22 protein-coding genes are annotated in these 23750 nt (G+C 51.5%); 5 read left to right on the plus strand and 17 right to left on the minus strand.

Features of this window, described 5'->3' with window-relative positions:
* Positions 1-226 precede the first annotated feature (226 nt).
* On the plus strand, positions 227-832 hold the full coding sequence (gene nfuA / locus P8S54_RS02055; protein WP_009095136.1) for a Fe-S biogenesis protein NfuA: 606 nt from the start codon (positions 227-229) through the stop codon (positions 830-832).
* Between the two features lie 55 nt (positions 833-887).
* Here the strand turns inward: nfuA and P8S54_RS02060 are convergent, their stop codons facing one another.
* Positions 888-1922, minus strand: a complete 1035-nt coding sequence (locus P8S54_RS02060; RefSeq protein WP_281443019.1) for a DNA-binding protein — start codon at positions 1920-1922, stop codon at positions 888-890.
* A 211-nt stretch (positions 1923-2133) separates the two neighbouring features.
* On the opposite strand from P8S54_RS02060, the gene P8S54_RS02065 reads away from it, so the two are divergent.
* Entirely contained in the window at positions 2134-3300 is a 1167-nt protein-coding gene (locus P8S54_RS02065) for a site-specific integrase (protein ID WP_281443020.1), read from the plus strand.
* Between the two features lie 40 nt (positions 3301-3340).
* Positions 3341-3757: a SufE family protein gene (locus tag P8S54_RS02070; RefSeq protein ID WP_009095133.1), complete on the plus strand. Its 417-nt coding sequence runs from the start codon at positions 3341-3343 to the stop codon at positions 3755-3757.
* A gap of 45 nt (positions 3758-3802) precedes the next feature.
* Here P8S54_RS02070 and yidD read toward each other — a convergent pair whose 3' ends face one another.
* The 6 genes from yidD to P8S54_RS02100 are packed head-to-tail and all read right to left on the minus strand — an operon-like array spanning position 3803 to position 8476.
* Positions 3803-4135: a membrane protein insertion efficiency factor YidD gene (gene yidD / locus P8S54_RS02075; RefSeq protein WP_281443021.1), complete on the minus strand. Its 333-nt coding sequence runs from the start codon at positions 4133-4135 to the stop codon at positions 3803-3805.
* Entirely contained in the window at positions 4135-4602 is a 468-nt protein-coding gene (hisI, locus tag P8S54_RS02080) for a phosphoribosyl-AMP cyclohydrolase (RefSeq protein ID WP_281443022.1), read from the minus strand. Before hisI ends, yidD begins: the two co-directional genes overlap by 1 nt.
* A gap of 2 nt (positions 4603-4604) precedes the next feature.
* The gene (locus P8S54_RS02085) at positions 4605-5051 is read right to left on the minus strand and encodes a transcriptional repressor (protein WP_009095130.1); all 447 of its coding nucleotides are present in this window, start codon (positions 5049-5051) and stop codon (positions 4605-4607) included.
* A 30-nt stretch (positions 5052-5081) separates the two neighbouring features.
* A complete protein-coding gene (locus P8S54_RS02090; RefSeq protein WP_281443023.1) occupies positions 5082-6080 on the minus strand; it encodes an alpha-L-glutamate ligase-like protein in 999 nt (332 codons plus the stop codon).
* A complete protein-coding gene (locus tag P8S54_RS02095; protein WP_281443024.1) occupies positions 6077-7600 on the minus strand; it encodes an inactive transglutaminase family protein in 1524 nt (507 codons plus the stop codon). The genes P8S54_RS02090 and P8S54_RS02095 overlap by 4 nt, the downstream gene beginning before the upstream one ends.
* A 39-nt stretch (positions 7601-7639) precedes the next feature.
* On the minus strand, positions 7640-8476 hold the full coding sequence (locus P8S54_RS02100) for an ATP-dependent zinc protease (RefSeq protein WP_281443025.1): 837 nt from the start codon (positions 8474-8476) through the stop codon (positions 7640-7642).
* 223 nt (positions 8477-8699) lie between these two features.
* Between P8S54_RS02100 and P8S54_RS02105 the strand changes: the two genes are divergently transcribed.
* Complete coding sequence (locus tag P8S54_RS02105; protein WP_281443026.1) at positions 8700-9281, plus strand: DUF3833 domain-containing protein; 582 nt, start codon at positions 8700-8702, stop codon at positions 9279-9281.
* 86 nt (positions 9282-9367) lie between these two features.
* Here the strand turns inward: P8S54_RS02105 and P8S54_RS02110 are convergent, their stop codons facing one another.
* The 4 genes from P8S54_RS02110 to gorA all read right to left on the minus strand — a co-directional run bounded on the left by P8S54_RS02110 (position 9368) and on the right by gorA (position 13403).
* Positions 9368-9760: an ectoine synthase gene (locus tag P8S54_RS02110; RefSeq protein WP_009095122.1), complete on the minus strand. Its 393-nt coding sequence runs from the start codon at positions 9758-9760 to the stop codon at positions 9368-9370.
* 104 nt (positions 9761-9864) lie between these two features.
* The gene (ectB, locus tag P8S54_RS02115; RefSeq protein ID WP_281443027.1) at positions 9865-11133 is read right to left on the minus strand and encodes a diaminobutyrate--2-oxoglutarate transaminase; all 1269 of its coding nucleotides are present in this window, start codon (positions 11131-11133) and stop codon (positions 9865-9867) included.
* 80 nt (positions 11134-11213) lie between these two features.
* Positions 11214-11792, minus strand: coding sequence for a diaminobutyrate acetyltransferase (ectA, locus tag P8S54_RS02120; protein WP_009095117.1), 579 nt, complete (start codon positions 11790-11792; stop codon positions 11214-11216).
* 234 nt (positions 11793-12026) lie between these two features.
* Positions 12027-13403, minus strand: coding sequence for a glutathione-disulfide reductase (gene gorA, locus P8S54_RS02125; protein WP_281443028.1), 1377 nt, complete (start codon positions 13401-13403; stop codon positions 12027-12029).
* Between the two features lie 160 nt (positions 13404-13563).
* Here gorA and can point away from each other — a divergent pair, with 160 nt between their 5' ends.
* On the plus strand, positions 13564-14211 hold the full coding sequence (gene can, locus P8S54_RS02130) for a carbonate dehydratase (RefSeq protein ID WP_281443029.1): 648 nt from the start codon (positions 13564-13566) through the stop codon (positions 14209-14211).
* A gap of 108 nt (positions 14212-14319) precedes the next feature.
* Here the strand turns inward: can and P8S54_RS02135 are convergent, their stop codons facing one another.
* The 6 genes from P8S54_RS02135 to P8S54_RS02160 form a co-directional block, all read right to left on the minus strand.
* Positions 14320-14778 (minus strand): cytochrome c, encoded by a 459-nt coding sequence (locus P8S54_RS02135; protein WP_281443030.1) that lies wholly within the window; start codon positions 14776-14778, stop codon positions 14320-14322.
* A gap of 71 nt (positions 14779-14849) precedes the next feature.
* Positions 14850-15470, minus strand: coding sequence for a peptide-methionine (S)-S-oxide reductase MsrA (gene msrA / locus P8S54_RS02140; RefSeq protein WP_281443031.1), 621 nt, complete (start codon positions 15468-15470; stop codon positions 14850-14852).
* A gap of 12 nt (positions 15471-15482) precedes the next feature.
* Complete coding sequence (locus P8S54_RS02145; RefSeq protein ID WP_281443032.1) at positions 15483-19493, minus strand: translocation/assembly module TamB domain-containing protein; 4011 nt, start codon at positions 19491-19493, stop codon at positions 15483-15485.
* Positions 19494-19502: 9 nt separating this feature from the next.
* A complete protein-coding gene (locus P8S54_RS02150; protein ID WP_281443033.1) occupies positions 19503-21335 on the minus strand; it encodes an autotransporter assembly complex family protein in 1833 nt (610 codons plus the stop codon).
* 66 nt (positions 21336-21401) lie between these two features.
* Entirely contained in the window at positions 21402-22235 is an 834-nt protein-coding gene (locus P8S54_RS02155) for a hypothetical protein (protein WP_281443034.1), read from the minus strand.
* Positions 22236-22237: 2 nt separating this feature from the next.
* The gene (locus tag P8S54_RS02160; protein ID WP_281443035.1) at positions 22238-23536 is read right to left on the minus strand and encodes a nucleotide sugar dehydrogenase; all 1299 of its coding nucleotides are present in this window, start codon (positions 23534-23536) and stop codon (positions 22238-22240) included.
* Positions 23537-23750 lie beyond the last annotated feature (214 nt).

Consider the following 23750-nt stretch of genomic DNA (forward strand, 5'->3'; position numbering starts at 1 on the left):
TATAGTCGTCGTCATAGTGTGAGCGGCGCCTATCATAACAAAGGGCACACCATAGGGCAGCAAGTGCGGGCGTGAAGTTATTGCAGCATCTTTATTAGGCGCGCTCATAGACCTGCAATAGCCGACTAAAACACTCAGGATTGTGTCAGAGGCCAGTTTTGCTTACCATGGGTACAAATGACATGTGAAGTGGCCGCGCCACTACCACGGGAGGACAACACCCCTCATGACCACGACTATCGAAGCTCCCGGTATTGATATTACCGAAAGCGCACAAGACTACCTCGCAGAATTGCTTGAAAAGCAGAACGTTGAGGGAATTGCAGTACGTATTTTTATTACTCAGCCGGGCACGCCCTATGCTGAAACGTGTTTAGCGTACTGCCGTCCAGGTGAAGAAGAGCCCACCGACATGAAGATAGAGCTTGAGAAAATTAATGTTTTTCTCGATAAAAACAGCTTGGTCTTCTTGGAAGAAGCGGTGGTCGATTTCAATGCAGACCGTATGGGTGGCCAGTTAACGATTAAAGCGCCCAACGCAAAAATGCCTAAAGTGAATGCCGATAGCCCCTTGGAAGATCGCATTAACTACACGCTTTACAGTGAAATTAACCCTGGACTAGCAGCCCACGGTGGTGAAATTAAACTTGTGGAGCTGACGGAAGACAGAGTTGCCATTCTTGCTTTTGGTGGGGGTTGCCAGGGCTGCGCAGCGGTGGATTTAACGCTTAAAGACGGCGTTGAAAAGACTTTAATGGAGCGCATCCCTGAGCTTGCGGGTATTCGTGATGTGACCGATCACACCGATACCTCTAACGCCTATTATCGCTGATCGATATTGTGTCTCAAAACCCCAGCAGATATCTGCTGGGGTTTTTTTTACTGTCCTACTTGTCTGACTCATGACTCTCTTGAGCCTTAGGAGCCAGCGTTTCGGGTAGGGCTGTTAGCTGTGCCTGCAGGTCTTCCATCCGCTGCCAAAGCTGCTGCTGCCACTCATCGTCTTGAGCAGTTTGCTGCTGCTGCCGTGTTAACGCCAAGAGGGCTTTATCTATTTCGCCCTGCAGTTTGGCACACTGTTCTTCACGTGCTGCATTGTCATGCTCCAGTTCAGCAATGCGCTGCTGCTGAGTGCTGCTCTCTAACTGGTGCTGCTGCAATTCAGCTTTTTTGATCTGCAGTTCTTTGTCTAGGGTGTTAGCCCGCTGCTCCCAGTGCTGTAAGCGCTTTTGTAGCGCCTTTTCTTCTTGGGCGCGTTCCTGTCTTAATGTATCCAGTAGCGCCATTAATTTCCCTTCCGCGGCCTCGTTGCGCTGTTCTTCCCGTGCTAGCCGTTCTTGCCAAGTGGCCTGCTGTTTTTGTTTCTCATCGGCAAAATGCGTCTTAAGTACGGCAAGGTTTTGCTCTGCTTCGGCAAGCTGTTGACGAAACCCCTCCGTTTGTCGGTCTGCTTTTTCTGCCTGCAGCTGCCACTGGTTCTCTTTTGCTTGGCTCGCAGCAAATTCACGGTTTACGGCTTCTAGCCGCTGTTCGGTGTGGCGAAGATGTTCAGCTAGGGCGCTTTCCCGCTGCTCGGCGTTGGCGGCATGTTGTGCTGCTTCTGCTGCCTGCTTTTGAGCAGTTTCTACCTGACGGTTAGCCTCTTCACGGTAGTGAGCAAGGGCTTGATTGGCGACATTTTGTGCCTCTAGCCATAGCTCGCTTGCCACACTCACTACTACTTCTGGCACGCCTTTGGGAGGCGGCACGTCACGATTTTGCTCTCGCTCAATACGCCATCGCCGGAAATGCTCGCTAATTGTCGTAAAACTGCCGGTACCCAGCACCTCGCGAATACGTTGAACGCTAGGCGCATCGCCACGGGCAAGCAGCGTATCAATCGCTTGCTGAACGTCACTGTACTGAATGCCACTGCGCGCCATGGTGTTTATCTCTATTAAAAGTAAAACGTTATTTTCGCCGGGATTGGTTAAAACTTCAATTATTACGTAATACATAAAACGTAATAATATTTATTATAATCAGTATAAATTCAAGATTACCCGCCTTATCTTGAATTTATATGCACGTAAGCCCACACTTAGCCCATTGAATATCCATCTGCTCGCTATAAAGGCTGATAAGGACGTAAACATGCCCCATCGTGTGGCCAGCACATTGCTGCCTGAAGAAAAAGGTTTGCAAAACAGTCGATTACCTTTGATCAGCCAGCTAGGGCGTATCGATGCGCAAAATGATGCCGAAGCGGTAGCTGCCTGGCTTGCGGAGTATCAAGACAGTCCTCAAACATGGAAGTGTTACCGACGTGAGGCAGAACGCCTGCTGCTCTGGCTAGGAAGTCACCATCAACAGCTGCAAGATATTAATCGCGAAACGCTGCGCCAATTTGAACGGTTTCTTGAAAATCCGCAGCCTACTGCCCAATGGGTAGGGCCAGCCAAGCCACGATATCACCCCCAATGGCGACCCTTTCGAGGCGGGCTTTCTCCAGCGAGCCGCCGTCAAAGCCTAGTCATTTTGCAGGGGATGTTTAGCTGGCTAGTTGAAGCGGGGTGGGTGATACATAACCCGTTTGCATTGATGCGCGATAAGTCACGCCGACTCAACAACCAAACCCAGCGAATTGAGCGCTATTTAGAGCGCGCGTTATGGGAGTGGTTATGGGGGTGGATCAATGCCCCTAAAGAGCAGCAAAGTGAGCGCGCACGATATGAGCATGCCCGCCGTCGCTTTATATTTGGTTTTGCTTATCTGCTGGCACCACGTATTAGCGAAATGTCGGGTGCGCAAATGGGCGATTTTCAGCAGAGCGAAGGGCGCTGGTGGTGGGTAGTCGTAGGTAAAGGCAATAAGGTAGCGCGTATCCCACTGCCTAGTGACATGCTCGATTGTTTGCGCGAGTGGCGAGAAGCACTAGGTATGGATGGTCTACCCGGGCACCATGAAGCAACGTCGCTAATTCGTGCGTTAGATAAGCGGCGTGGTATTAGTGATAACCAGCTATACCGTCTGATACGCAAAACATTTTTCGATGCAGCCGATGCGTTAGAAGAGCAGGGTGGTAAACCTGCCTATATCAGTACTTTTCGCCAAGCAACTCCCCATTGGCTACGCCATACATCGATCACCCACCAAGCTCAATCCGGCATTAGCCTTCGCTATTTAGCAGAAAGCGCTCGTCACGCTCGAATAGAAACCACCACGCGTTACCTCCACAGCGAAGAAGCAGAGTGGCATCAAGAACAGCAGCGGCACCGTTTAGGGGAAACGATCCCAAAAGAGCGTAATGACCCGGTATAATAGACCGCATTCTGTGACACTTAACCCAAAGGGAAACGCCATGAGTACTTCCGGCGCCGAGTTAGCCCAGCAAGAGCTGGTCGAAGAGTTTGAAATGTTTGATAACTGGATGGATCGCTATCAATACATTATCGATATGGGAAAACAACTTCCTGATTTTCCAGAAGCGTGCAAAACAGACGAGTTTAAGATTCAGGGGTGCCAATCCAATGTTTGGATGCGCCACGAGGAGGAGGGCGGCAAACTAATCTTTAAAGCCACTTCTGATGCTGCGATTGTATCAGGCTTAATTGCGGTGCTGCTGAGGATTTATAGCGAACGAAGCGCAGAGGAAATTAACCATACTGAACCCCATTTTATGAAAGACCTTGGCCTGGATAAACACTTATCCCCTACGCGCAGTAACGGTCTGCACGCCATGCTGGAGCGCATTTACCAGGTAGCGAAACAAGGCTGATAGGGCACGTTAAGTGTTGTTGACTAATATTGTTGGCTATTGCTTTTAGTGGCGGTGGTTGCATTTGGCGTGGGTAGGGGGTGTTGAACTGTCATCTTCTTGGCAAAGCTGTTCGCTTCTTCCGCCAGGCACAGGGTCCATGCCGCCAGGGTTGCCCGGGTGGCACTTCACGATACGTTTAGCCGCCATCCAGCCTCCCTTAAAGGGGCCATGCACTTGAATGGCTTCAATGGTGTAAGAAGAACAGCTTGGCCAAAAACGGCAGCGCGGGCCAAGTAGGGGGCTAATGGTGTATTGGTAGACTTTTACTAAGCCTACCATGGCCCCTCCCATTAACTTCATCAAGCCTTGGCTCAGCGCAGTAAAGAACCGTCGCATCACTTTTTGCCGTAAAGGGTGGTAGGGTCAATCAATGGCTCGCTATTAATGGTTGCCTGCTCCCTGTCCATGCTTATGTAAAAACAGCTACGGCGGCCGGTGTGGCAAGCGGGACCTGTTTGTTCAACCTGGAGAAGTAGAGTGTCCCCATCGCAATCTAGCGCGGCACTTTTCAGCCGCTGCTGCTGCCCAGAGGATTCTCCTTTACGCCACAGTTTTTGACGAGAGCGAGAGTAGTAACACACTTGCTGGGTCGTCAATGTCTCTTCCAGGGCTTCTCGGTTCATCCACGCCATCATCAGTACTTCGCCGGTATCGTGTTGCTGGGCAATGGCGGGCAGTAGTCCATCTTTATTAAAGCGCGCCGCGTCCAGCAACGTCTGCGTAGCTGGTAACGTATCTGTGGGAGTGGCAGCTTCCAGCGCTTTAAACAGGCTGCTGGGTTCTAAGTGATTAAAACGGGACATAATTAGGCACTCGCTTGTCGGCAATGTTGGCAAAGGCCTTGAAGCTCAATGGTTTGGCGCTCAACGTTAAAGCCTTGCCGTTTTGCCAAGGTCGCCAGCTCATCGCTGATAGCATCTAAGTGAAGTTCTTCTACGTAGCCACACTGTCGACAAATAAGCAGCTGGAAACCGTGGGCATGCTCAGGGCATGCGCAGGCCACGTAGGCGTTTTGTGACTCTATACGGTGTACTAATCCCTGGTCGATCAAGAACTCCAAAGCACGATAAACCGTGGGCGGCCGTGCGGCAGCATGTTCAGTGGAGAGCTTGTCCAGCAGGTCATAGGCTTTTAAACCGCCTCCATTCTCAGCAATTAGTTCAAGCACACGGCGGCGAATCGGCGTAAATCGTACGCCTCGGGTGTGGCACTGAGTTTCTGCTTGCAACAGTAACGAATTGGCTTCAGTCATAGGTAACTCATTGAACATCGTTAGCGTAGTCTACGCGCTAGCCGGAGTGCTGTCAGGGCTTTCAATCAGCTCGCTTTGTCGGGCAAAGTGATGTTGAGCAAACGCTACTCGCTCTTCAACTGAGACCCCATCTGGCTGACGCTCAATCAGGTCAAGGCGTCGGCGTAATCCTTCACCATTCGTCATTTGGATGGCTAAGCCTGGGCGGGCATTGAGCTCCAGCAGCATGGGGCCATGTGCTCGATCAAGCACCATGTCGGTTCCTAGATAGCCAAGCCCGGTCATTTCATAACAACCCGCCGCCAAATGGAGCAGCGTATCCCACTGCGGCACCACCAGACTTGCCAAATCGTGACCTGTATCAGGGTGGCTGAAACAAGGACGGTCAAACTGAACGCCCCGAATAGCTGAGCCGGTGGCGATATTTAACCCTACGCCTACCGCCCCTTGGTGCAAATTAGCTTTACCGTCGGATGCCGCAGTCGAGAGCCGCATCATCGCCATGACCGGATAGCCTTTAAAAACGATGACTCGAATATCAGGCACACCCTCGTAGGTGTAAGCCAACAGACTTTCATCAAAGTTGATCAGCGTTTCAATGACCGCCACATCAGGCGATCCACCCAAAGAGTAAAGCCCGGAAAGAATATTGGAAACGTGGCGTTCAATATCCTCAATCGACTGACGCACCCCACTGGGTTTGATAAAGGCCCCGTCTTCGACTTTCTCGATTACCAGAATGCCTTTCCCGCCACTCCCTTTGGCAGGTTTGATAACAAAGCCACTATGTCCTGTTAGCATTTCGCCAATGTGCTTGACGCCGAACTGGGTGGTAACTGTGCCAATGAGCTCTGGCGTGGTAATACCGTACTGGTGAGCAAGCAGCTTAGTTTTAAGTTTATCATCCACCAGCGGATATAGACGACGGGAGTTGTAGCGACCGATGTAACGAATGTTACGCCGGTTCATGCCGATAATCCCTTTGTCTCGCAACCGAGTTGGCCATGTCCAGTTTTTAAGCCAACTCATGAGGGTTTCTCGTCATCTGTAATTGGCTTGAAACGCCGTAACTCAAACAACCGGTAGCCAGTGTAATTACCCAAAAGTAGAATCAAGGCCATGAGTATCAGCTGGACGCCCAGGAAATTAAACGTGATGTGACGCACCCAAGGGTTATTCATGGCAAGGTAAGCCAATACAGCCGTGAGCAGGCTGCCGCCACCTTGGATCAACACCTGTTTAGGGCCTTCTTCTTCCCACAGAATGGACATCCGCTCGATGGTCCACGCCAAAATAATCATAGGGAAGAAAGTAACCGTTAATCCAGCGCTTAGCCCCATGCGATAAGCCAATACGGTAAAGATAGAAATGATGGCGATGACCGTGATGATCACCGCCGACACTCGCGCCACAAGGAGCAAATTGAGGTAAGAGAGGTAGTTGCGGATGATCAAGCCAACAGCCACGATTAACAGAAAGCCGATTAAGCCGGTCAGCAGGGTGGTTTGAATAAAGGCCAATGCAATAAGTACCGGCATAAAAGTGCCCGATGTTTTAACGCCCACCAGTACCCGCAGAAAGACCACCATCAGTGCGCCTATCGGTATGAGCAGAATCGTCTGGAACAGCGCTTGCTCTTCCAGCGGCAAGCTGTGAATAGAGAAGTTCAGTAGGGTGTCGTCAGAATAGTGGTTGCGTACCGCAGCCGATGCCGGCTGATGGTGGGTTAGCATCGAAAAACTAACCCGAGAGTTGGTGCCACCTTGAACTTCTAACACCGCACGCCCGCCTGTTTCCCATAGCAGTAGGTTTTCGGGCCTGCCTTGCTCACCGGTGGTTGGGTTAAATATCGCCCAGCGCTCGGTGGATGCATCAAATACTTGGATCCAGCTGCTTAATAGCTGACGTCTGCGCCCATCTTCAAGTAGTAAGCCACTAACTTCACGTGCTTGAACACCCGCTTGATTGAGTAAGCGAACCACTAGAGTAGAAGGCTGTTCTTGGGTAAGCAGCAAACGAGCGTTTTCGCCTTGCCGGGTACCATTAATGTCGAGTATCAGCTCCCTAGCAAAGGTCGCGTTGTTGGCACTGCGTCCCCAAGCGCGCTCGATGAGCTGGTTAGCCGCTGTGTCGTATGGGCTCTCCCACGGAGGCGGAGAAGAGAGGCCAGGAGGCGTTTGTACGGGAGAGCGAGCATCGGGAGATACCAGCATTTGTACCGAATAGTACAGCTGCTGGCTACCGGCGGCCTCGCGAATCGTCCATTGCGCCTGACGGCCAAGCTCGTCAGCCAGGTAAGCTAAACCATAACCAGAGGAGGCGGTGTTTTCGGTAAGTACGCGGAAACCTGCCTGATGGGTAGGTAGAGCCAAGTCGACCTGAACCGGCCCATTTTGCGCATTGAAATTAATAACCGCTTCAATTTCCCATACTTGGCGCTGTTCACCGGGAAACCAGGGGATCTCAAACTGGATGTGTCGATGAATGCTGGTAGCAATACCCGCAACTAGCAAAAAACCTACGATCAAATAAAATGGCAGCCGTGACATGGAGATTCCTTTCAGCGAAAAGCGGCAAGGGGAGAGCGGTTACTCTTCGGTATCGTCTTGATCAGCCGCTTCATCATCAGCAGCTTGCTCGGCTGGCTCACCGCCAGGAAACTCAGGTCGCTCGTGAATATAGGTTTGAGCAACATCAATGGTGGCAATATCCATCATAAAACGACGCCCCAGCAGCACTGGGTAGTCTAAATGCGTCCGGTTATTGAGAGTAAATTCAACGTTTTCACGGAGAGGACCAAGCGTCATTAACAATGAAATAACGGGACGAGACTCTTCGCCGGAAGCCTGAACAATGCGTACCCTACGTATGATAGGCGCTTCAATCCACTCATCACGAATACGTTCGACAACGACATCTTCTTCGTTTAGCGCAAGCTTAAAGCGCACCCAGTTTTCACCGTCTCGCTCAAAGCGAGTGATATTAGAGGCGGAAAGCGACGACGTATGAGCGCCGGAGTCGACCCGTGCTTTCAAATAGGTGCCAATACTGGGTAACCCTACCCACTCATTACGGCCCAGCATGGTCTTGGTATCTTCAATACTCGCCGCTTCGCACTCTTCACGGATAATGATGGGCTCTTCGCCTCGAGCCTCTAAGTTCGCGATATCGTCACGCAAAAAGCGGAGCAGGCTGCCCACCTCTCGCACGTCGGCTGTAAGCACCTGCTGCTGATTAAGCTGACGCTCCTGCAGCGTAGACATTGCACCACACTGCTGTGAAAAGGCATTTTCTAGCTCAAGGATGCGGGTATTGAATGAGGCTTCGCTCAGCGGTGGTGGTTCATTAGTATCTGGCTGGGTGGCGGCACAGCCTGCAAACGTAAGCGACAAACCAGCCAACAGCCACAAAACACCTGGGCGCATAACGAGTGATATCCTTGGATAATAAGAGCACGAATGATAAGGAGAAGGGAGACCAGTTGTCCAACATAGCAGTGGTTTTCACATCTAACGTTTATGAGATTTAACATAATATATATTATGCGAACTTGCGTAGTTATCGATTACTACCACGCACCGCTACTTTTATAGAAAAATTTCTCTTACAATGATTATACATGCTATCCACTATATACAGGAAAGCCTTATGAAACGTAGAACATGGCTGCCTCTCTTGGCTTCTCTTTTTCTCCTTGCAGGCTGTGCAAGCGTGGATGTTGAGGACTACGCGGGTACCACACCGCATTTCGATATCGCCGAATACTTTACGGGCACCACCCGCGCTTGGGGTATGGTACAGGACTACTCAGGTGAAGTTCAGCGTCGTTTTACTGTCGATATCACTGGTACGTTTGAAGATGACACCCTAACCCTTGATGAGACTTTTCTATTTGACGATGGTGAAACCGATCGGCGCATTTGGGTATTTGAGCGCACTGGCCCACACTACTGGCTAGGGACTGCCAACGATGTCGATGGCGAGGTAGAAGCTCGTCAGTATGGTCATGCCTTTAATATGCGCTACCCCTTGGTTATCGACGTTGGCGGCCGCAGCATACGCTTTACGATGGATGATTGGATGTATTTACAGCCAGATAACCGAGTGATTAATCGTACTGCAATGCGCAAATTTGGCCTCACCTTGGGAGAAATCACCCTGGTTTTTGAAAAGGTAGATATTGAGCCCAATGCCAATGAGCACTTGGCCACCCAAGAGTCTAATGGTTAGCGCTATACCTCTCGTCCAGCAACAAAAAGCAGCCCGCTCAATAGCTAGGCTGCTTTTTTCGTAATTGTACGCTAAGCGCCTGCTAACTACTCATCTGCAGGCGCGTAAGAACCATCGTCCCGGTGCACTTCATTACCAGTGATAGGCGGCGTAAATACGCAGGCTAAATGCATGGTTTTGTGGGCACGCAACAAGTGTTCATCGTGCTGGTCCAGAATGTAGATGTCGCCTGGCTTAATCGGCCAAATTTTGCCATCGGCCAGGGTCTCCACCTCACCTTCGCCTTCAATGCAGTACACAGACTCGTAGTGATGCTTGTAGTGAATGTGTGTCTCAGTGCCTTCAAAGATACGGGTAATGTGAAACGAGAAGTTGCCACCGTCGTTAGCCAAGACCAAGCGTGTGCTGTCCCAGTTGCCGTTTTCAGCGGTCACTAAGCGGTCAGTTTGGCGTGCTTCTTCAATGTTGCGAACGATCATAGATATGCTCCTTTACTAGGCGTCTAGCGCTGGCCAGCCGCCTACTCTTTAATCGATATCATACGCCGAGAAACTCGTGCGTAGCATAGTCACGAAACGCTAACTCACTTGCTGATAACAGCCTTCACCGATGCTTCTAGGATATCCAGCGCTTCAAGCAGGTCGTTATCGGTGATCGTCAGTGGGCAGAGGCATTTCACTACTTCACCATCTTGGCCACTCGTCTCAATAATCAGGCCATGCTCAAACGCTTTGCTGGTAATCTTATCGGCAATGTCGCCAGATACAACGTCGATACCGCGCATAAGGCCACGGCCACGTTCGGTAGCAGGCATGCCGTTTTCACTGAGTAGCGCTGCCAGTTTTTGAAAACGCTCTTCAACAATACGCGCTTTGCGCTGAACGTCACGCTCAAACGTATCATTTGACCAATATTTTTTCATCGCTGCGGTGGCTGTCACCATCGCAAGATTAAAACCGCGGAAAGTGCCGTTATATTGGCCTGGCTTCCATTTATCCAATTCTGGGCGCATCAGTACATGAGCAAACGGCATGCCAAAGCCGGAGAGTGACTTTGAATTAGTGACTATATCGGGCGTAATGCCTGCGTGCTCAAAGCTAAAGAATTTGCCTGTACGTCCACATCCCGCCTGAATATCGTCCACAATCAGCAAAATGTCATGAGCATGGCAAATGCTTTCTAGGCGTTTCAGCCACTCTAGGCTCGCAACGTTGATACCGCCCTCGCCTTGCACGGTTTCAACGATTACGCCTGCGGGGATATCTAAGCCGCCTGATTTGTCGTTGAGTAGTTTCTCAAAATAATCAAGAGTATCCGCATGCTCGCCCATGTAACCATCGAATGGCAAGAAGCTTGCGCCCTGGGTGGGTATGCCCCCCGTCGCTTCACGGAATTTACGATTCCCAGTAGTGGCCAGTGCGCCCATGGTGACGCCGTGGAAGCCGTTGGTAAAGGTCACAATGTTATGGCGACCTTTAGCAACACGGGCCAGACGGATGGCCGCTTCTACTGCGTTAGTACCTGTTGGACCAGGCAAGTGGACTTTATATTCCAGCCCGCGAGGCTTAAGGATTAGCTCTTCAAGGGTTTCTAAGTAGTCACGCTTCGCAGCTGTCCACATATCCAGGCCGTGCACTACCCCGTCGGTTGCGAGGTAATCGATCATTGCCTGTTTCAAATGGGGGTTGTTGTGACCGTAGTTCAGCGTGCCGGCGCCCGCTAAGAAATCGATATACTCGCGACCATTCTCATCAGTTAAACGCGCATTTTGTGCTTTGGTAAACACCACGGGAAACGAGCGCGAATAAGTACGTACATTGGATTCTAAACGTTCAAGCGTTTGGGTCTGCATTTAGCGACCTCCTTTTTTTGAATAGTTGAGCCGAGCCGACTTATAACAAGCCAGGTAAGTATGATTGGAAAAACAAAGTGTTAGAGCGCTTCGGTTTGGAACGGGCCTATACGAACTAGGTTTTCCGGGTCGTGCTCCCCACCCAGTTGCTCGGTAGAGAAGTATTCACGACTATTGAGGGGGGCATGCCAGCGTGCGGCAAGACGACGAAACAAGCCCCAAGAGGCTTGGTTGTCGGGAGTAATCGTTGTTTCCAGATGGTGGACATTTGCCAATTCAGGGCGGGACATAATGGCTTCCACCAAGCGGCGTGCTAACCCAGTACCCCGTGCCTTTTCACCTACAGCTACCTGCCATAGGAAATAGGTATCCGGCGCATTGTCTTTTACATAGCCCGAAACAAAGCCAACAATCTCGCCCTCTTCATTAGTGGCGACTGCGCAAGTATCACGAAATTGGGTTGCCAATAATAAGTAGGCGTAGGCTGAGTTCACATCCAGAGGTGGGCAAGCTTTAATCAGCTCGAAGACGCCCCATCCATCATCCGCGTTGGGCTTACGGATAAACAGTGGCGTCTCTGCATGACCGACTACCGCATCAGCAACAGTAGGCCGTGCTAAGTCGGCAGAGGGTGTAAAAGGCTTTATAGGCGTACTCATGGTTATGCTTCGCTGTAGCGAATTTGACGTTCATTATAACAGCTGATTATGAGCAATTCAAAAGCCATATTATCCTCGGGTCTATTTTCCATAATTTTTAGTTATAGACAATACATAAACCGCTTTAGCTGAGCCTTTTGATGCAATGCCTAGTTGAAGTTTAGAGCAACGTTTCGGCAGCGCCAGATGAAAAAGGCGAGCCTAAGCTCGCCAAATAGGTTAGAAAAAATCACCTTAATAGCGCGAAGGCTCTCTCATGGTGACAAATTCTTCAGCCCCTGTTGGGTGAATACCCACTGTGCAATCAAAATCGCGCTTGGTTAGCCCTGCTCTTACCGCTATTGCTATACCCTGAATTAGCTCCCCGGCGTCTTCCCCCACCATGTGCGCACCTACGACGACATCTGTTTCATCATCGACAATCAGCTTCATCAACACACGCTCCGTATTACCAGAGAGCGTGTGCTTCATCGACCTAAAGTCAGTGCGATAAACGCAGATTTTAGTATGTTTTTCCCGCGCAGCTTCCTCTGAAAGCCCCACGGTACCAATGTTCGGATGGCAAAATACCGCCGTAGGAATAGTGGCGTAATCTAGTGGTTTGGGCTCGGTCTTATTAAAGTGCGTATCCACCAGCTGCATGGCTTCGGCTAGGGCGACAGGGGTTAATTCAGGCCCATTGGTTAAATCGCCCAGTGCTAATACAGAGCGGACTTGGGTTTCATAACGTTCATTGATGGGTATTTTTCCACTAGCATCTAGCGTTATCCCCACAGCCTCTAGCCCTAAGCCTTCAGTATTAGCCCTACGCCCTGTGGCTGCGAGTACAGCGTCTACTTCCAGCACCTCTCCTGTAGTGAGGTGCACATTTAGCGCTGTGCCATTGGGCTCAATTCTCTCAATGTTGGTATTAAAATGTAGGTTGACCCCTTTTTTGGCCATCTCTTCGCAGGTAAATTCACGGACTTCCTGGTCGAATCCTTTTAAGAAAAGCTCACCGCGATAAATTAAGTGAGTTTCACTGCCTAACCCATTAAAAATACTGGCAAACTCAACTGCAATATAGCCGCCGCCCAGCACTAAAAAGCGATTCGGAAAGTTTTGCAAATCAAACACTTGGTTAGAGTTAATGGCGTGTTCACACCCCGGGAAATCAGGCACCCATGGCCAGCCGCCAGTCGCTAATAAAATCTGCTTGGCAGTGACCTGGGTCTCGCTTCCTTGGGAAACTAACGAAACGGTGTGTGGATCGAGCAGCCTCGCGCGAGCGTTGAACAAGGTTACCCCAGCGCCTTCGAGCATCCGCTGGTAAATGCCGTTTAGGCGGCTTATTTCACTGGTTTTGTTATCACGCAACGTGGCCCAATTGAAAGTGGCTGGCCCCGCCATTTGCCACCCAAAGCCCTCAGCATCACTAAAGTTATCTTGAAAATGTGACGCATAGGCGTAGAGCTTTTTAGGCACACACCCCACATTGACACAGGTGCCGCCCAAATAGCGGTCTTCTGCTATGCCGACGCGTGCGCCAGTTGAAGCTGCCATACGGGCAGCACGGACGCCACCAGACCCCGCTCCAATCACAAACAGATCATATTCATACTCAGCTGACATAGTTGACTCCTATCTACGGCGCTTAGTTAATCGCGCTAAAGGTAAGCTGGCGATTGACCTTGTATTCTCAGGAGGTTAAAACCTCCTACTCTTGTAAAACCACGCTGTCATTACACGTCCAGCGCCCTACCACCTGATGATGTCATTCTATGGAGATTTAATGTCTGACCCTATTGCGACACTTCTCGAAAACAATCGCGCCTGGGCGGAACGCATGTGCGAAGAGGATCCCGAGTATTTCAAGCGCCTCTCCAATCAACAGAACCCTGACTATTTATGGATAGGGTGTTCTGATAGCCGCGTTCCCGCTAACCAGATTATTTCACTGCCACCGGGTGAAGTGTTTGTCCACCGGAATGTAGCTAACCTGCTCCACCATACCGATATGAACGCGCTTTCCGTGGTGCAGTATGCGGTTGATGTTCTGAAAGTCAGCCATATTATGATTGTGGGCCACTATGGTTGTGGTGGTATTAAGGCGGCCGTGACAGGTGGCGAATGCGGTGTGGTTGATTACTGGCTTCACTCTGTAAGAGAGCAGTATAACCACCACCGTGAGGCGCTCAAACACCTGCCTATGGCGGAACAGATCGACCGCATGTGTGAATTGAACGTTAAGGCTCAGGTTAATAGCCTATGCCGCACTAAGATACTCCAACTTGCATGGCAGCGCGGTCAACGTATCTCAGTGCATGGCTGGGTCTACGGGTTGAGTGATGGCCGGGTTAAAGATTTAAAATGCACCATTAGCGGCCTTGACCAGGTAGAAACGCTGTATCGGATTGACCGTCTTCAATCTGGTGACTGACATCTAACGGTCCTCTACATCGTGCTTACCCAGCCTTTGAAGGCTCGTCTTTGAAAACCAGTCTTTGAAAAACTCAGTAGCCGGTTGACTAAGAGCTGAAACCACCGGCTAATTGTGACGGTAAGCGCGGTGGCAGCTACGACAGCTCAGGCTCACATCTGAAAAAGCTCGCGTTGCTGCACGATAATCTTCCTGCTCGGCGGCTTCTACTAACACGGCCACCTTCTGCTCTAGATCTTGAAAACCGGCAGCAAATTCGTCCCACTCCTCCCATATAGCCGGGCGTGCATCAGAGCCGCGCCCATGGGTTCCCTTGATAAAGGCAGGCAGAAAATAGTCTTGGGTTGCACGCTCCTGCAGCTCAGCTAATCGAGGAGCTGCACCGCGTGCATCGCGATTATTAACCAGATCGAACCGGAGCTGGCGCAGGAGGCGCTCTAAATCTTTTAGCTCATCCTGCCGCCACGCAACGGCTTCACGTTCGCTAGCAAACGGAGAGTCCTCCACGGTGTGCGGCAAATGCGCTGCGGTTTCTTCGTCGGCTGAGAGCGCCACGGCAGAGTACATTATACTCACCGTGGCTATGCCGCTGAGAAGAGCGTAACGGGCTAAACATTGCATTATTGATTGGCTCCTACTTATCCAATGGGGCAAGTAACACCCGTGCCTTTTAAACCACAATAACCGCCTGGATTCTTATCCAAATACTGCTGATGATAAGCCTCCGCGTAATAAAACGTATCCAGTGGCTTTATTTCAGTGGTAATTGCTCCTTTGCCGGAGCGATTAAGTGCCTGCTGATAAGCAGCAGCGCTGTCTTGAGCCGCCTTGAGTTGCGTATCGGTGGTGGTGAAAATTGCCGAACGGTATTGGCTACCCACATCGTTACCCTGGCGGTTCCCTTGGGTGGGGTCGTGCTGTTCCCAGAAAATTTGCAGCAGGGTTTCGAGTGCCGCTTGTTTTGGGTCGTAAATGACCCGGACAACTTCAGTATGCCCTGTTCGGCCCGTGCAGGTTTCTTGATACGTGGGGTTAGGGGTCGTGCCACCCGCGTAACCCGCCGCCGTCACATAAACACCTGGTTGCTGCCAAAATAAACGCTCTACCCCCCAAAAACACCCCATGCCGAGGACGATTTCTTCATAACCTTCTGGAAAAGGAGGATGAAGGGAGTGGCCGTTTATCGTGTGCACTTGGCTGGTTTCGATTGCTGTGTCGCGACCAGGCAGTGCCGAGGTTGTGTCAGAAAATAGCGCCATAATGCCCTCTTCTCATTCCCGTGGGTAAATGTAGGGATCGCCAGAACGGGTGAAGGTATAGATTAAGTCCACCGCTTGATTAGCACCGGATACCGCCTGCACATATAAATTACGCCAGAGCGTATAGCGAAGTGTTAACTCGGCAATAGGCGAGAAAATACCGACGCCATAGCTAATACGAATATCGTCGGTTAGTTGCCCGCTTACCGCCACTTGGCTTTCGTCGCCAGCACCCGTGGTGTCTAGCGTTAAGTCATCAATGCCAAAGGCTTCGCCAATAGAACCAACCGCTCCCCCTGTACGACCAAGCGACATACCAATTAGTGCCGTCGTTAAGGCGCTATCTATTCCGCCGCCGGAGGCGTCGGGAGCACGTCCACGTAATAAATAAGAGAGTGCGCGCGTTTCATCCATTGCTGGTTCGGAGAAAATTGATACGTTGGGTTCTTCGGCATTTCCCGTCACACGCAGGCCAGCAATAACCTCGTCTTCTGTGACATCAGGATTGCGGACAGCCTCAAAGTCCAACACCGGCAGGCCAGGAGGGCCACTAAATAGTAACTGGCCACGGCGTATTAGCAGATCTTGCCCAAATGCCTGGAAACGTCCATCCACCAAGTTCACCTCACCAAATAACTGTAACGCGCCGCTATCCTGGCGAATTTCCAGCGTGCCGCCTAGCCCTGATTCAAGCCCATAGGCCGAAAACAGCATGTCGCGGCCCAGGGTGAGCGTAATTAGGACATCTAGCGCCATGCCGGTTTGAGCTAACTCGTCGGCGGCACTGGGGCCATCGCTGCTTGCACGCTCCTGAGCTAAGCGTTCGGCTTCACGGTCATCGCGCTCGGTAATGATGACTTCATCGGCGCTTGGCGAAATCGCTGAGGGGGCTCGGTCGCCTATCTCCAAACGTGCCCAGGGTATGTCGACATTGCCTCGCACTTGTAACAGTTCTGGGGTCACCCTGATACGGATATCCGGCGCCGCCTCCAGGCGCCCGAATTGAGGTAGCTCCACGAGCAATGGCTCTTGAGTGGCGCTAAGATCAACCCCAATTCGCCAATTGTCACCAGAGGGCCAGTAAGCGTCGCCTGTGATATTGAGTCGGCCGCGCTCGGCAGCTAAGAAGCCATCAATGTCTCCCTGTTCGCCGTCAAAGGTAACTGCCAAGACGCCATCTTGGATATCAATAGGGATATCTGGCCCATGAACACGAATGCTGCGTAAGGCAAGTTCCCCCTGTAAATCTGGTTGGCTGGTGGTGCCACCTATTTGTACGCTCCCATTAAGGTTGCCCTCTAAGCGGTCCATTCCCGCCACCATAGGGCGATAGGGCTCAAGTGAGACGTTGTTTGCGCGCAGCTCGCCTCCCAGCGCCCCCTGCCCCATAGGGTCATTGACCGATAGGTTCAGAGAAAGCTCACCCGCTTCTGAGAGCGACAGCGCTACATCGGCATCTGCTCTCGCTTGGTTAGCGTCTATCTGAGCATCTATGTTGATGACCGGCAGTTGGACAGGTTGCCCATAATCATTAACGGCAGTAATTGCTAATTCACTGAGCAGCTGTACATCAGCTTGCCATAGGGCTCCCCCTTGGCGCCAAGAGGCCACCATATCAGCGGTGGTATCGCCCTCAAAACTCCACTCTTCGGGCAAGAAGGGCTCCAACATTTCCATGGGCACTTCGCGCACAGTAAGTACAGCGCGTCCTTGTTCAGCTGACCCATCGATGGCTTCTTCGGAACACACTAACCCACCTTGCTCTCGCCGTAAGCAGAAAGGTGATAGCCGTATACGCCCATTGGCTAGGTTGTAGCTCAGGTCTAACGGCGCTTCCAGGCGAATATCACCTGCCTCGGAATCGATTTCCAGCGGTGTTAAACGTCCTTGATATTGCTGGGCTTGCTGGTCAAATCGGCCATCAATAGCGAGCAGTGCTCGGCTAAGTGCGCTGCGGGGCTCTCCCTGGGCGTTAATCGTAAGCGTATGCTCGGAAAGGCGACCACTTAACGCCAGCGCTACACTAGAAAGCGACTGCCCTCCCGCGTTGACCTGTTGTAAATCTAAATCAACGTCAAGGCTTGGGTCGTCAATCCCCGTCACGTCTGCGGCAAGTGACAGCTGCTCTACCCGATTTTCGGCAAAGCGTAGCCTTTCCCCAGTCAGGCGCGCCATAAGCGCTGGCTGAGAAAAACTGCCGCTTGCCTGCACGCGCCCCGTTAATGTGCCTGCCAAGTCTGGATGCAGGGTTTGCAGCTGGCGCAGGGCGATTTCAGCGTTTAAAGACATCGCTTCTTGGCTGACTTGACCTTGGGCGGTCAGGCGATTTTCTCCTTGAGTAAACAGCAGCTCTTGAATATCAACTTCAAGATTACTATTCGCCTCTAAGGCTGCCTGCAATGTCAGCGGGTACTCCTGTAGCTCCCCTTCAATGGCCAGCTCAGGAATATTCACTTCCCATAAGTCGTCAATCTGGCGAACGTTGAGGGCAATATCACCCGTCAAATTGCCATTCAACTGATCAACAAAATGAGAAGGATCAAACTGTTCTAAGCGGATCCGTGAATCAATCTGGAGTGGTGTTGCCCAGTTAATTTGTCCTTCGCTACGTAGTAAGCTCTCATCGATGCGCAGCGTTAATGGCGCCCAGCGGAAGGAAGTAAGATTTCCGTCCCCGGAAATACTCACCTCTGTGGAAGGCACTTGCGGCCCTTCGGCGGTAAAAGCCAGTGAAAGTTGATAAGCCTCTAAACTACCCGTAATCGCAAGATCCAATGCGTCGATTGAATAAACCTCTTGCTCTTCCCCCTCGGTTTCAGTGAGCGGCCATTGTAAATTTTCACTTCGCAGGCGAGCCTCAAAAGGTACCGTCGGTGACAGCACGTCTACTTGGCCACCTAGGTTTACATTCACTTTTCCGCTTACCGCTAAGTCGGCATAAAGCTCAGCAAGGTCCCCAGATAGCTCAAGCACGACTTTTTCTCCCTCAAGCTCTGGGAACAGCTCTGGTAAGAAAAGCTCCGCTGTTAAGCGTGCCCCCAATGGATAATCCCCTTCTAAAGAAACCGAAGCTGTAAGCGATGCATGAGCGTCGGGAGTTAACACATCAAGGGTATTGATCGTTATCTGGTTATTTTGTGTTTCAGCTTCTAATACTAGGCGCTCAACATGGTAGTCAACTGCACCTTCCAAGTTGAAATCGGTCACCGTTAAGGCTTCAAGATGGAGGTCTATGGGCAGAGTAATTTCCGGCAGCGCTAGTCGCTCATCGGATACCAAGGGGGCTGTTTGGGCCACGGCGGAAGTGCCATTGCCTGTAGGGCGTGCAGCAACGATAGCGCCGTCGATACCTTCAGCCATCAGAGGTGTTTCGATGCCCTGGGTAAGCTGCACGCCAGGCGATGGAGGCAGATAAAGCGTTGGCCGTATCAGCGCTGTAGGTGCAATAGCCAGCTGGTTTCCTTCCGCCACGGCAGAAGTGGTAAATGTATCCCAGTTAAGCCGGGTGCCATCCTCCAGCTGAATTTGAACGTCACTGATCTCAATGGAACGCAGTTCAATAGGAAATGGCAATTGAATGCGAGCTTGCCCGGAGGAGCCATCATCAGCCTCGTCCGAAGTATCTGCGCCACTGCTTAGCTGGATATCGGCCCCTTTAAGGCGCAGCGTTTCTAAGCACAAGCGTCCCGAAAGGACACAGTCATCCGCCCAGGCTAGCTCGAAGTCATCAATTTGGATGCGTGTATCACCGATAGCAAGCTGGAAGCCCTGGAGCGTGAATCGATCCAGCAGCGCTCCTTCTTGTTGTTCAAAGGTGAAATAACCGCGTTGCTCGCCTTGTGAAAACAGCTGCCCGGTGCCCCAAGGTGAGAGTGCAACCCCCAGCAGCAGTGCTACGAGACCCAACAACCAAAGGGGCACAACGATAAATAAGCGAATAAAGCTCCACGCCGCTAACCATAAGCGACGTTTAGGCGAGAGCAACTGACGCTTTGCAGGGCCCCGTGTTTCAACCTTAGCCAAAATGCTCTCCTAGAATTCCGGTCCAATGGAAAAGTGCACACGCCAGTCGTCATCATTGTCAAAGGGATGAGCGACATCAAAGCGAATGGGGCCCACGGGTGATATCCAGCGCACCCCTACACCAGCACCGGTTTTGAGATCTTCTGGCCCCCAGTTATCGAAGGCGTCACCACTGTCAACAAAGGTTGCTCCCCACCACTCCCCTGTCACTCGCCGCTGATACTCAAGCGTTGACGTAAGTAATTGTTGCCCGCCACGCAAACGGCCTTCTTCGTTTTTGGGCGATAAACTCTCAAAAGAGTAACCCCGAACGCTACGGTCACCACCAGCAAAGAAGCGTAGTGAGGGCGGCAGCTTATCAAAGTCATCGGTTTCTATAGCACCGATACTCAAGCGTGCTGAGAATCGGTTGTCATTTCCAATGGTGCGAATCCACTCTGTATCTCCCGTTAGCCGGGCAAATTGAGCGCTGGACCCCCATGTGGTGTCTGAATATTCGATGGAAAGCTGCTGACGGTCGCCCCATAGCGGAAAGCGTTGGGGCTGTGTCCGCGTTCGAGACCACTGGATGCCAGGGTAAAACAACCAAGCGTCATCTGAAATGCCGCCCTGAGTGAAGTCTTCATAAGTGGTACGAAAGTACAGCGTTTGTACCCAACGATTTTCAAACTCCCAGCGTCGCGCTACTTCAACCGTACCCTCTAGCGATTGGGTATCCCCATCGTCTCGGTTACGCACACCGTATTGAAGGCGATAGTTATCGCGTATGGGGTCTTCCAGAGGGATATTGTAGACACCCGTGAAGCGCTGCTCAGGTGCGGAAATATACAGGTCGTGGTTAAGGCTATGCCCAAAGCGGTTAATCCAGGGCTGTTTCCAGCCAAAACGTAACCGAGGCCCTACATCCGTCGCGTAGCCAATACCCACCTCAAATTGATGCCGCTCCGCGGGTTCAACGCTAACATCAATAGGTAGATGTGTATCATCTTCATCGCGTCGATTAAGGCTCAATGCACTGGCCAATGCGGCACTGGATAAACGGGACCGCTGAGGCTGAGAGGCCGTTGCTTCGGTCCACCAGGGATCCCCACCAGAAGGTGGAGCAATGGAAAGCTCTTGCGCTGTTTCTAGCCGAGGGCGGACGGTTACCGATCTAAACCACCCTGTCTCTGCAAGGCGTTGGTTATAACGGGCTAAAGATTCTGCAAGGTAAGGATCACCGGCTTCAAATGTCTGCATTTGGCGCAGGCGCCCAGGCTCGATATGACTGCCTCTAATTGAGGTATTACCAAATTGGTAACGCGGGCCACTATTAAAATCCATATAGAGACGAGCGCTTTCAAGGTAAGGTCTGACTTCCATTCTACGATCAGCAAACGCCCAATCGAAGTAGCCTCGCTCAATGGCTAGGCCCGAAAACTGGTTACGCAGCCTATCCCATGGCGCATGTTGTAAAGCATCACCTTCCCGCAATGGAAAGTTAGCAAGGGCGGCCTGAAAAGGTGGGTCGTTCTGCGCATCGCCTTCAACGTTAATCGAAAGCACTTCAATTTTTACCTGGGGCCCGGGCTCAATACGCACCGAGATCGGTGTTTGGTTCAGCTCAACGGTAATGTCAGGTTCGTAGTAACCAAAAACGCGCATGGCTTCACGGGTACGCTGCCTAATTTCACCTTTTAGGCGCACATCGGTGTACTGTTCTTCATCAATACTTTGTAAATAAGCATCAATATTGTCTTCTACTGGACTACTAACCCCACTGATCGCTGCGTTTAGTGCCCATGTGGTGGGACTCAACGTGAAGAGTGGCAGTATCACTAAGCAAGCTGCCTTTTTGGCCACAGGCCATCGCCGTTGTTTTCCCATACCTTCCATCCCTAACTAAATCAGCAATTCGGTAGGCATTTTCTACCGGAGCATTTCCATCTGCGCACTAAAAGCAAGCTGTGCTTGGCGTACCTGCCGAATGTCGCTTTCTAAAGTAATTATTCGCTGTGACCACTGCTGCTCTAGTTCTTCCAGAGATGCCTGGGTCGCCGCCGGCGACTCCGCAGTGCTTAAATTCTCAATGGCTGAGGAAAGCGTACTTAACTGCTGATTAGTTGCTTCACGCCAGCGAGCAAACTCAGCTTCTAGTTCATCGCTTTCGCTCGCCAGCTGGCGCTCAAGTGCTGCTAAGCGCTGTGCTGTGTTCTCTTCCAGATGAGAGACCTCTTCAAGCAAGTTTTGCCGACCTGAAGTGCCCGACTGCTCCAGCGCATCTAGGGACGCACGAATAGCTGCTAGCTGCCCATCACGAAGGCTTGCCTGTTCCCGAAATTGTTCAAGTGACTGCGAAAGCGAACTCACTGCATCGTTTGAAACAAGTTCTTCATTAGCCGTTAACAAGCCATAGAGCTCTTCACGCGTATTAGTCACTACCATTGCTAGCTGCTCCTGTTCTTGGAACAGCGTTGCCATCTGTGCTTGTACAAAGGTTATCGTATCCTGGGCGTCCGTGTCACCCGAGTCTAGCCTAGCGTGAAGGTTAGAGACTTCACCGCTTACGCGGTTAAACTCACTTAACAAGCGCTCACGCTCGTACCAAAGGCTGACGGCAGCTGCCCCCAGCGCAATAATGATCACTATCATAACCAGCCACAATGGCCATAGCCTTGGCCCCCTGCGGTGACGCAAGTGTCGCGCGGTCAAGCTTTGATCCACATCGGGAACAATGCGCTGGGACGAAGAGCTATTAGGCATGGTTATTCCTCAAAAGTGGTCGGGTCGGCACGTCGCCCGATCCCTCTATAGCGTAAGCCACAGCTTGCTACGAAGGCTGGGTCGTAGATATTACGCCCATCGAGCACTAACTTAGCGCTTAGCAATGAGGCTAAACGATGCCAGTCAGGGTTCCAATAGGATTTCCACTCTGTGACGAGCATCAGTGCATCGGCGCCCTCACAAGCTTCATAAGGATCCCCTTCGAAGGTGGTTAAATCGTCACGTTCGCCCACTGCCGCATACAAAGCCGGGATAGCCGCGGGGTCATGCAGCCTTACCTTAACACCCTGTGCCCAAAGGGCTTCAAGCAGAGTTAGTACCGGTGCATGATCAATACGCGCAGTACCAGGTTTGAAAGCAGCTCCCCAAATGGCGATCGTTTTACCCGCCAAATTGCCTTCAAAAGCAGTCCATAGTTTTCTGAACAGCGTCTCTTTTTTCTGCTCGTTAATATCCATTACCTGCTCAAGCAGCGCTGAATATCTACCACTTGCCGACTGAACATCTGCTAGGCGCATCAAATCACGGGAGAAATTGGGCCCACCGAAACCACAGCCTGGGTACAAATACTCAAACCCGATGCGGGTATCTGCGCCCATTCCTTGGCGAACGTGTTCCACATCAACGCCAAGCGTATCTGCTAGGCCCGCAATTTCATTCATATAGCTTATGCGTGTCGCTAACATGCCGTTAATAGCAAGCTTAGTTAGTTCGGCTGCCCGGCAGGGCATCCTCTGAAATACTTCGCTGCGTCGATTAAAAGCACGCAGTAACTCCCGGGCTACTTGTTCCCCCATGGCGTCATCACAGCCCAACAACCATCGCACTGGGCGGGTAAATGATGCCCAAGCTCGGCCCTCTTCAAGGGTGTCAGGCAGCGCAACGCTGCTGTGCTGAGCGCCCATGACGGCATGGAGTCGCTCGGTTTCACCTACCGGGAAGGTCGAGTTATTAATTAATACAGCGCCACTATGCGACTCAAACATGGGGTGCTGAAGTAACGTATTAGCTGATTGACGCTGCCCGGGCGATAACGCAAGCCATATCACATCGGGAGTGTTGGCTTGTTCAAGCGTTTCGATAATTCGCAGCGTGCCGCTGGAGAAAGCTTGCTCAATATGTGTCATAAGCTCGGGTTCGCGACGCAACCAGTCTTCTTTTGAAAGCGCGGCCCACTGAGCCTCTTCATGCAGCAGCCAGTCGACGTGATGGCCAACCCAGGCTAACGCGGCGGCGGCTGTTGCAGCACTTAGTTCACTACCATGGAGTAATACACGCATCGCTCACGCTCCCCGACCGGATAACATTCGGGAAAATAGGCTGTTATGTATCATGCAAAGTTCCTTTTCATGCGTTCCGCCCCTGGAGTGGTTAGAATGACATAATACTGAACGAATGGCCGGATGCCACCTTGCTACTTGATATGCCAACAAGCGAAGGCGATAGCATCCTGGCATATGCTGACAGACAAATCCCCTTTAGGCTAAGGAGTGC

It is taken from the genome of Halomonas sp. M1 (genome assembly GCF_029581375.1).
Classification (GTDB): Bacteria; Pseudomonadota; Gammaproteobacteria; order Pseudomonadales; family Halomonadaceae; genus Vreelandella.

Bases quoted from the DNA above. Each gene is read 5' to 3' on its own strand.
- yidD (WP_281443021.1), bottom strand. From the start codon at position 4,135: ATGCGACGGTTCTTTACTGCGCTGAGCCAAGGCTTGATGAAGTTAATG.
- nfuA (WP_009095136.1), top strand. From the start codon at position 227: ATGACCACGACTATCGAAGCTCCCGGTATTGATATTACCGAAAGCGCA.
- msrA (WP_281443031.1), bottom strand. From the start codon at position 15,470: ATGGCGCTATTTTCTGACACAACCTCGGCACTGCCTGGTCGCGACACA.
- P8S54_RS02060 (WP_281443019.1), bottom strand. From the start codon at position 1,922: ATGGCGCGCAGTGGCATTCAGTACAGTGACGTTCAGCAAGCGATTGAT.
- gorA (WP_281443028.1), bottom strand. From the start codon at position 13,403: ATGTCAGCTGAGTATGAATATGATCTGTTTGTGATTGGAGCGGGGTCT.
- ectB (WP_281443027.1), bottom strand. From the start codon at position 11,133: ATGCAGACCCAAACGCTTGAACGTTTAGAATCCAATGTACGTACTTAT.
- can (WP_281443029.1), top strand. From the start codon at position 13,564: ATGTCTGACCCTATTGCGACACTTCTCGAAAACAATCGCGCCTGGGCG.
- hisI (WP_281443022.1), bottom strand. From the start codon at position 4,602: ATGTCCCGTTTTAATCACTTAGAACCCAGCAGCCTGTTTAAAGCGCTG.
- P8S54_RS02135 (WP_281443030.1), bottom strand. From the start codon at position 14,778: ATGTACTCTGCCGTGGCGCTCTCAGCCGACGAAGAAACCGCAGCGCAT.
- P8S54_RS02105 (WP_281443026.1), top strand. From the start codon at position 8,700: ATGAAACGTAGAACATGGCTGCCTCTCTTGGCTTCTCTTTTTCTCCTT.
- P8S54_RS02100 (WP_281443025.1), bottom strand. From the start codon at position 8,476: ATGCGCCCAGGTGTTTTGTGGCTGTTGGCTGGTTTGTCGCTTACGTTT.
- P8S54_RS02110 (WP_009095122.1), bottom strand. From the start codon at position 9,760: ATGATCGTTCGCAACATTGAAGAAGCACGCCAAACTGACCGCTTAGTG.
- P8S54_RS02095 (WP_281443024.1), bottom strand. From the start codon at position 7,600: ATGTCACGGCTGCCATTTTATTTGATCGTAGGTTTTTTGCTAGTTGCG.
- P8S54_RS02090 (WP_281443023.1), bottom strand. From the start codon at position 6,080: ATGAGTTGGCTTAAAAACTGGACATGGCCAACTCGGTTGCGAGACAAA.
- P8S54_RS02065 (WP_281443020.1), top strand. From the start codon at position 2,134: ATGCCCCATCGTGTGGCCAGCACATTGCTGCCTGAAGAAAAAGGTTTG.
- P8S54_RS02155 (WP_281443034.1), bottom strand. From the start codon at position 22,235: ATGCCTAATAGCTCTTCGTCCCAGCGCATTGTTCCCGATGTGGATCAA.
- ectA (WP_009095117.1), bottom strand. From the start codon at position 11,792: ATGAGTACGCCTATAAAGCCTTTTACACCCTCTGCCGACTTAGCACGG.
- P8S54_RS02070 (WP_009095133.1), top strand. From the start codon at position 3,341: ATGAGTACTTCCGGCGCCGAGTTAGCCCAGCAAGAGCTGGTCGAAGAG.
- P8S54_RS02160 (WP_281443035.1), bottom strand. From the start codon at position 23,536: ATGCGTGTATTACTCCATGGTAGTGAACTAAGTGCTGCAACAGCCGCC.
- P8S54_RS02085 (WP_009095130.1), bottom strand. From the start codon at position 5,051: ATGACTGAAGCCAATTCGTTACTGTTGCAAGCAGAAACTCAGTGCCAC.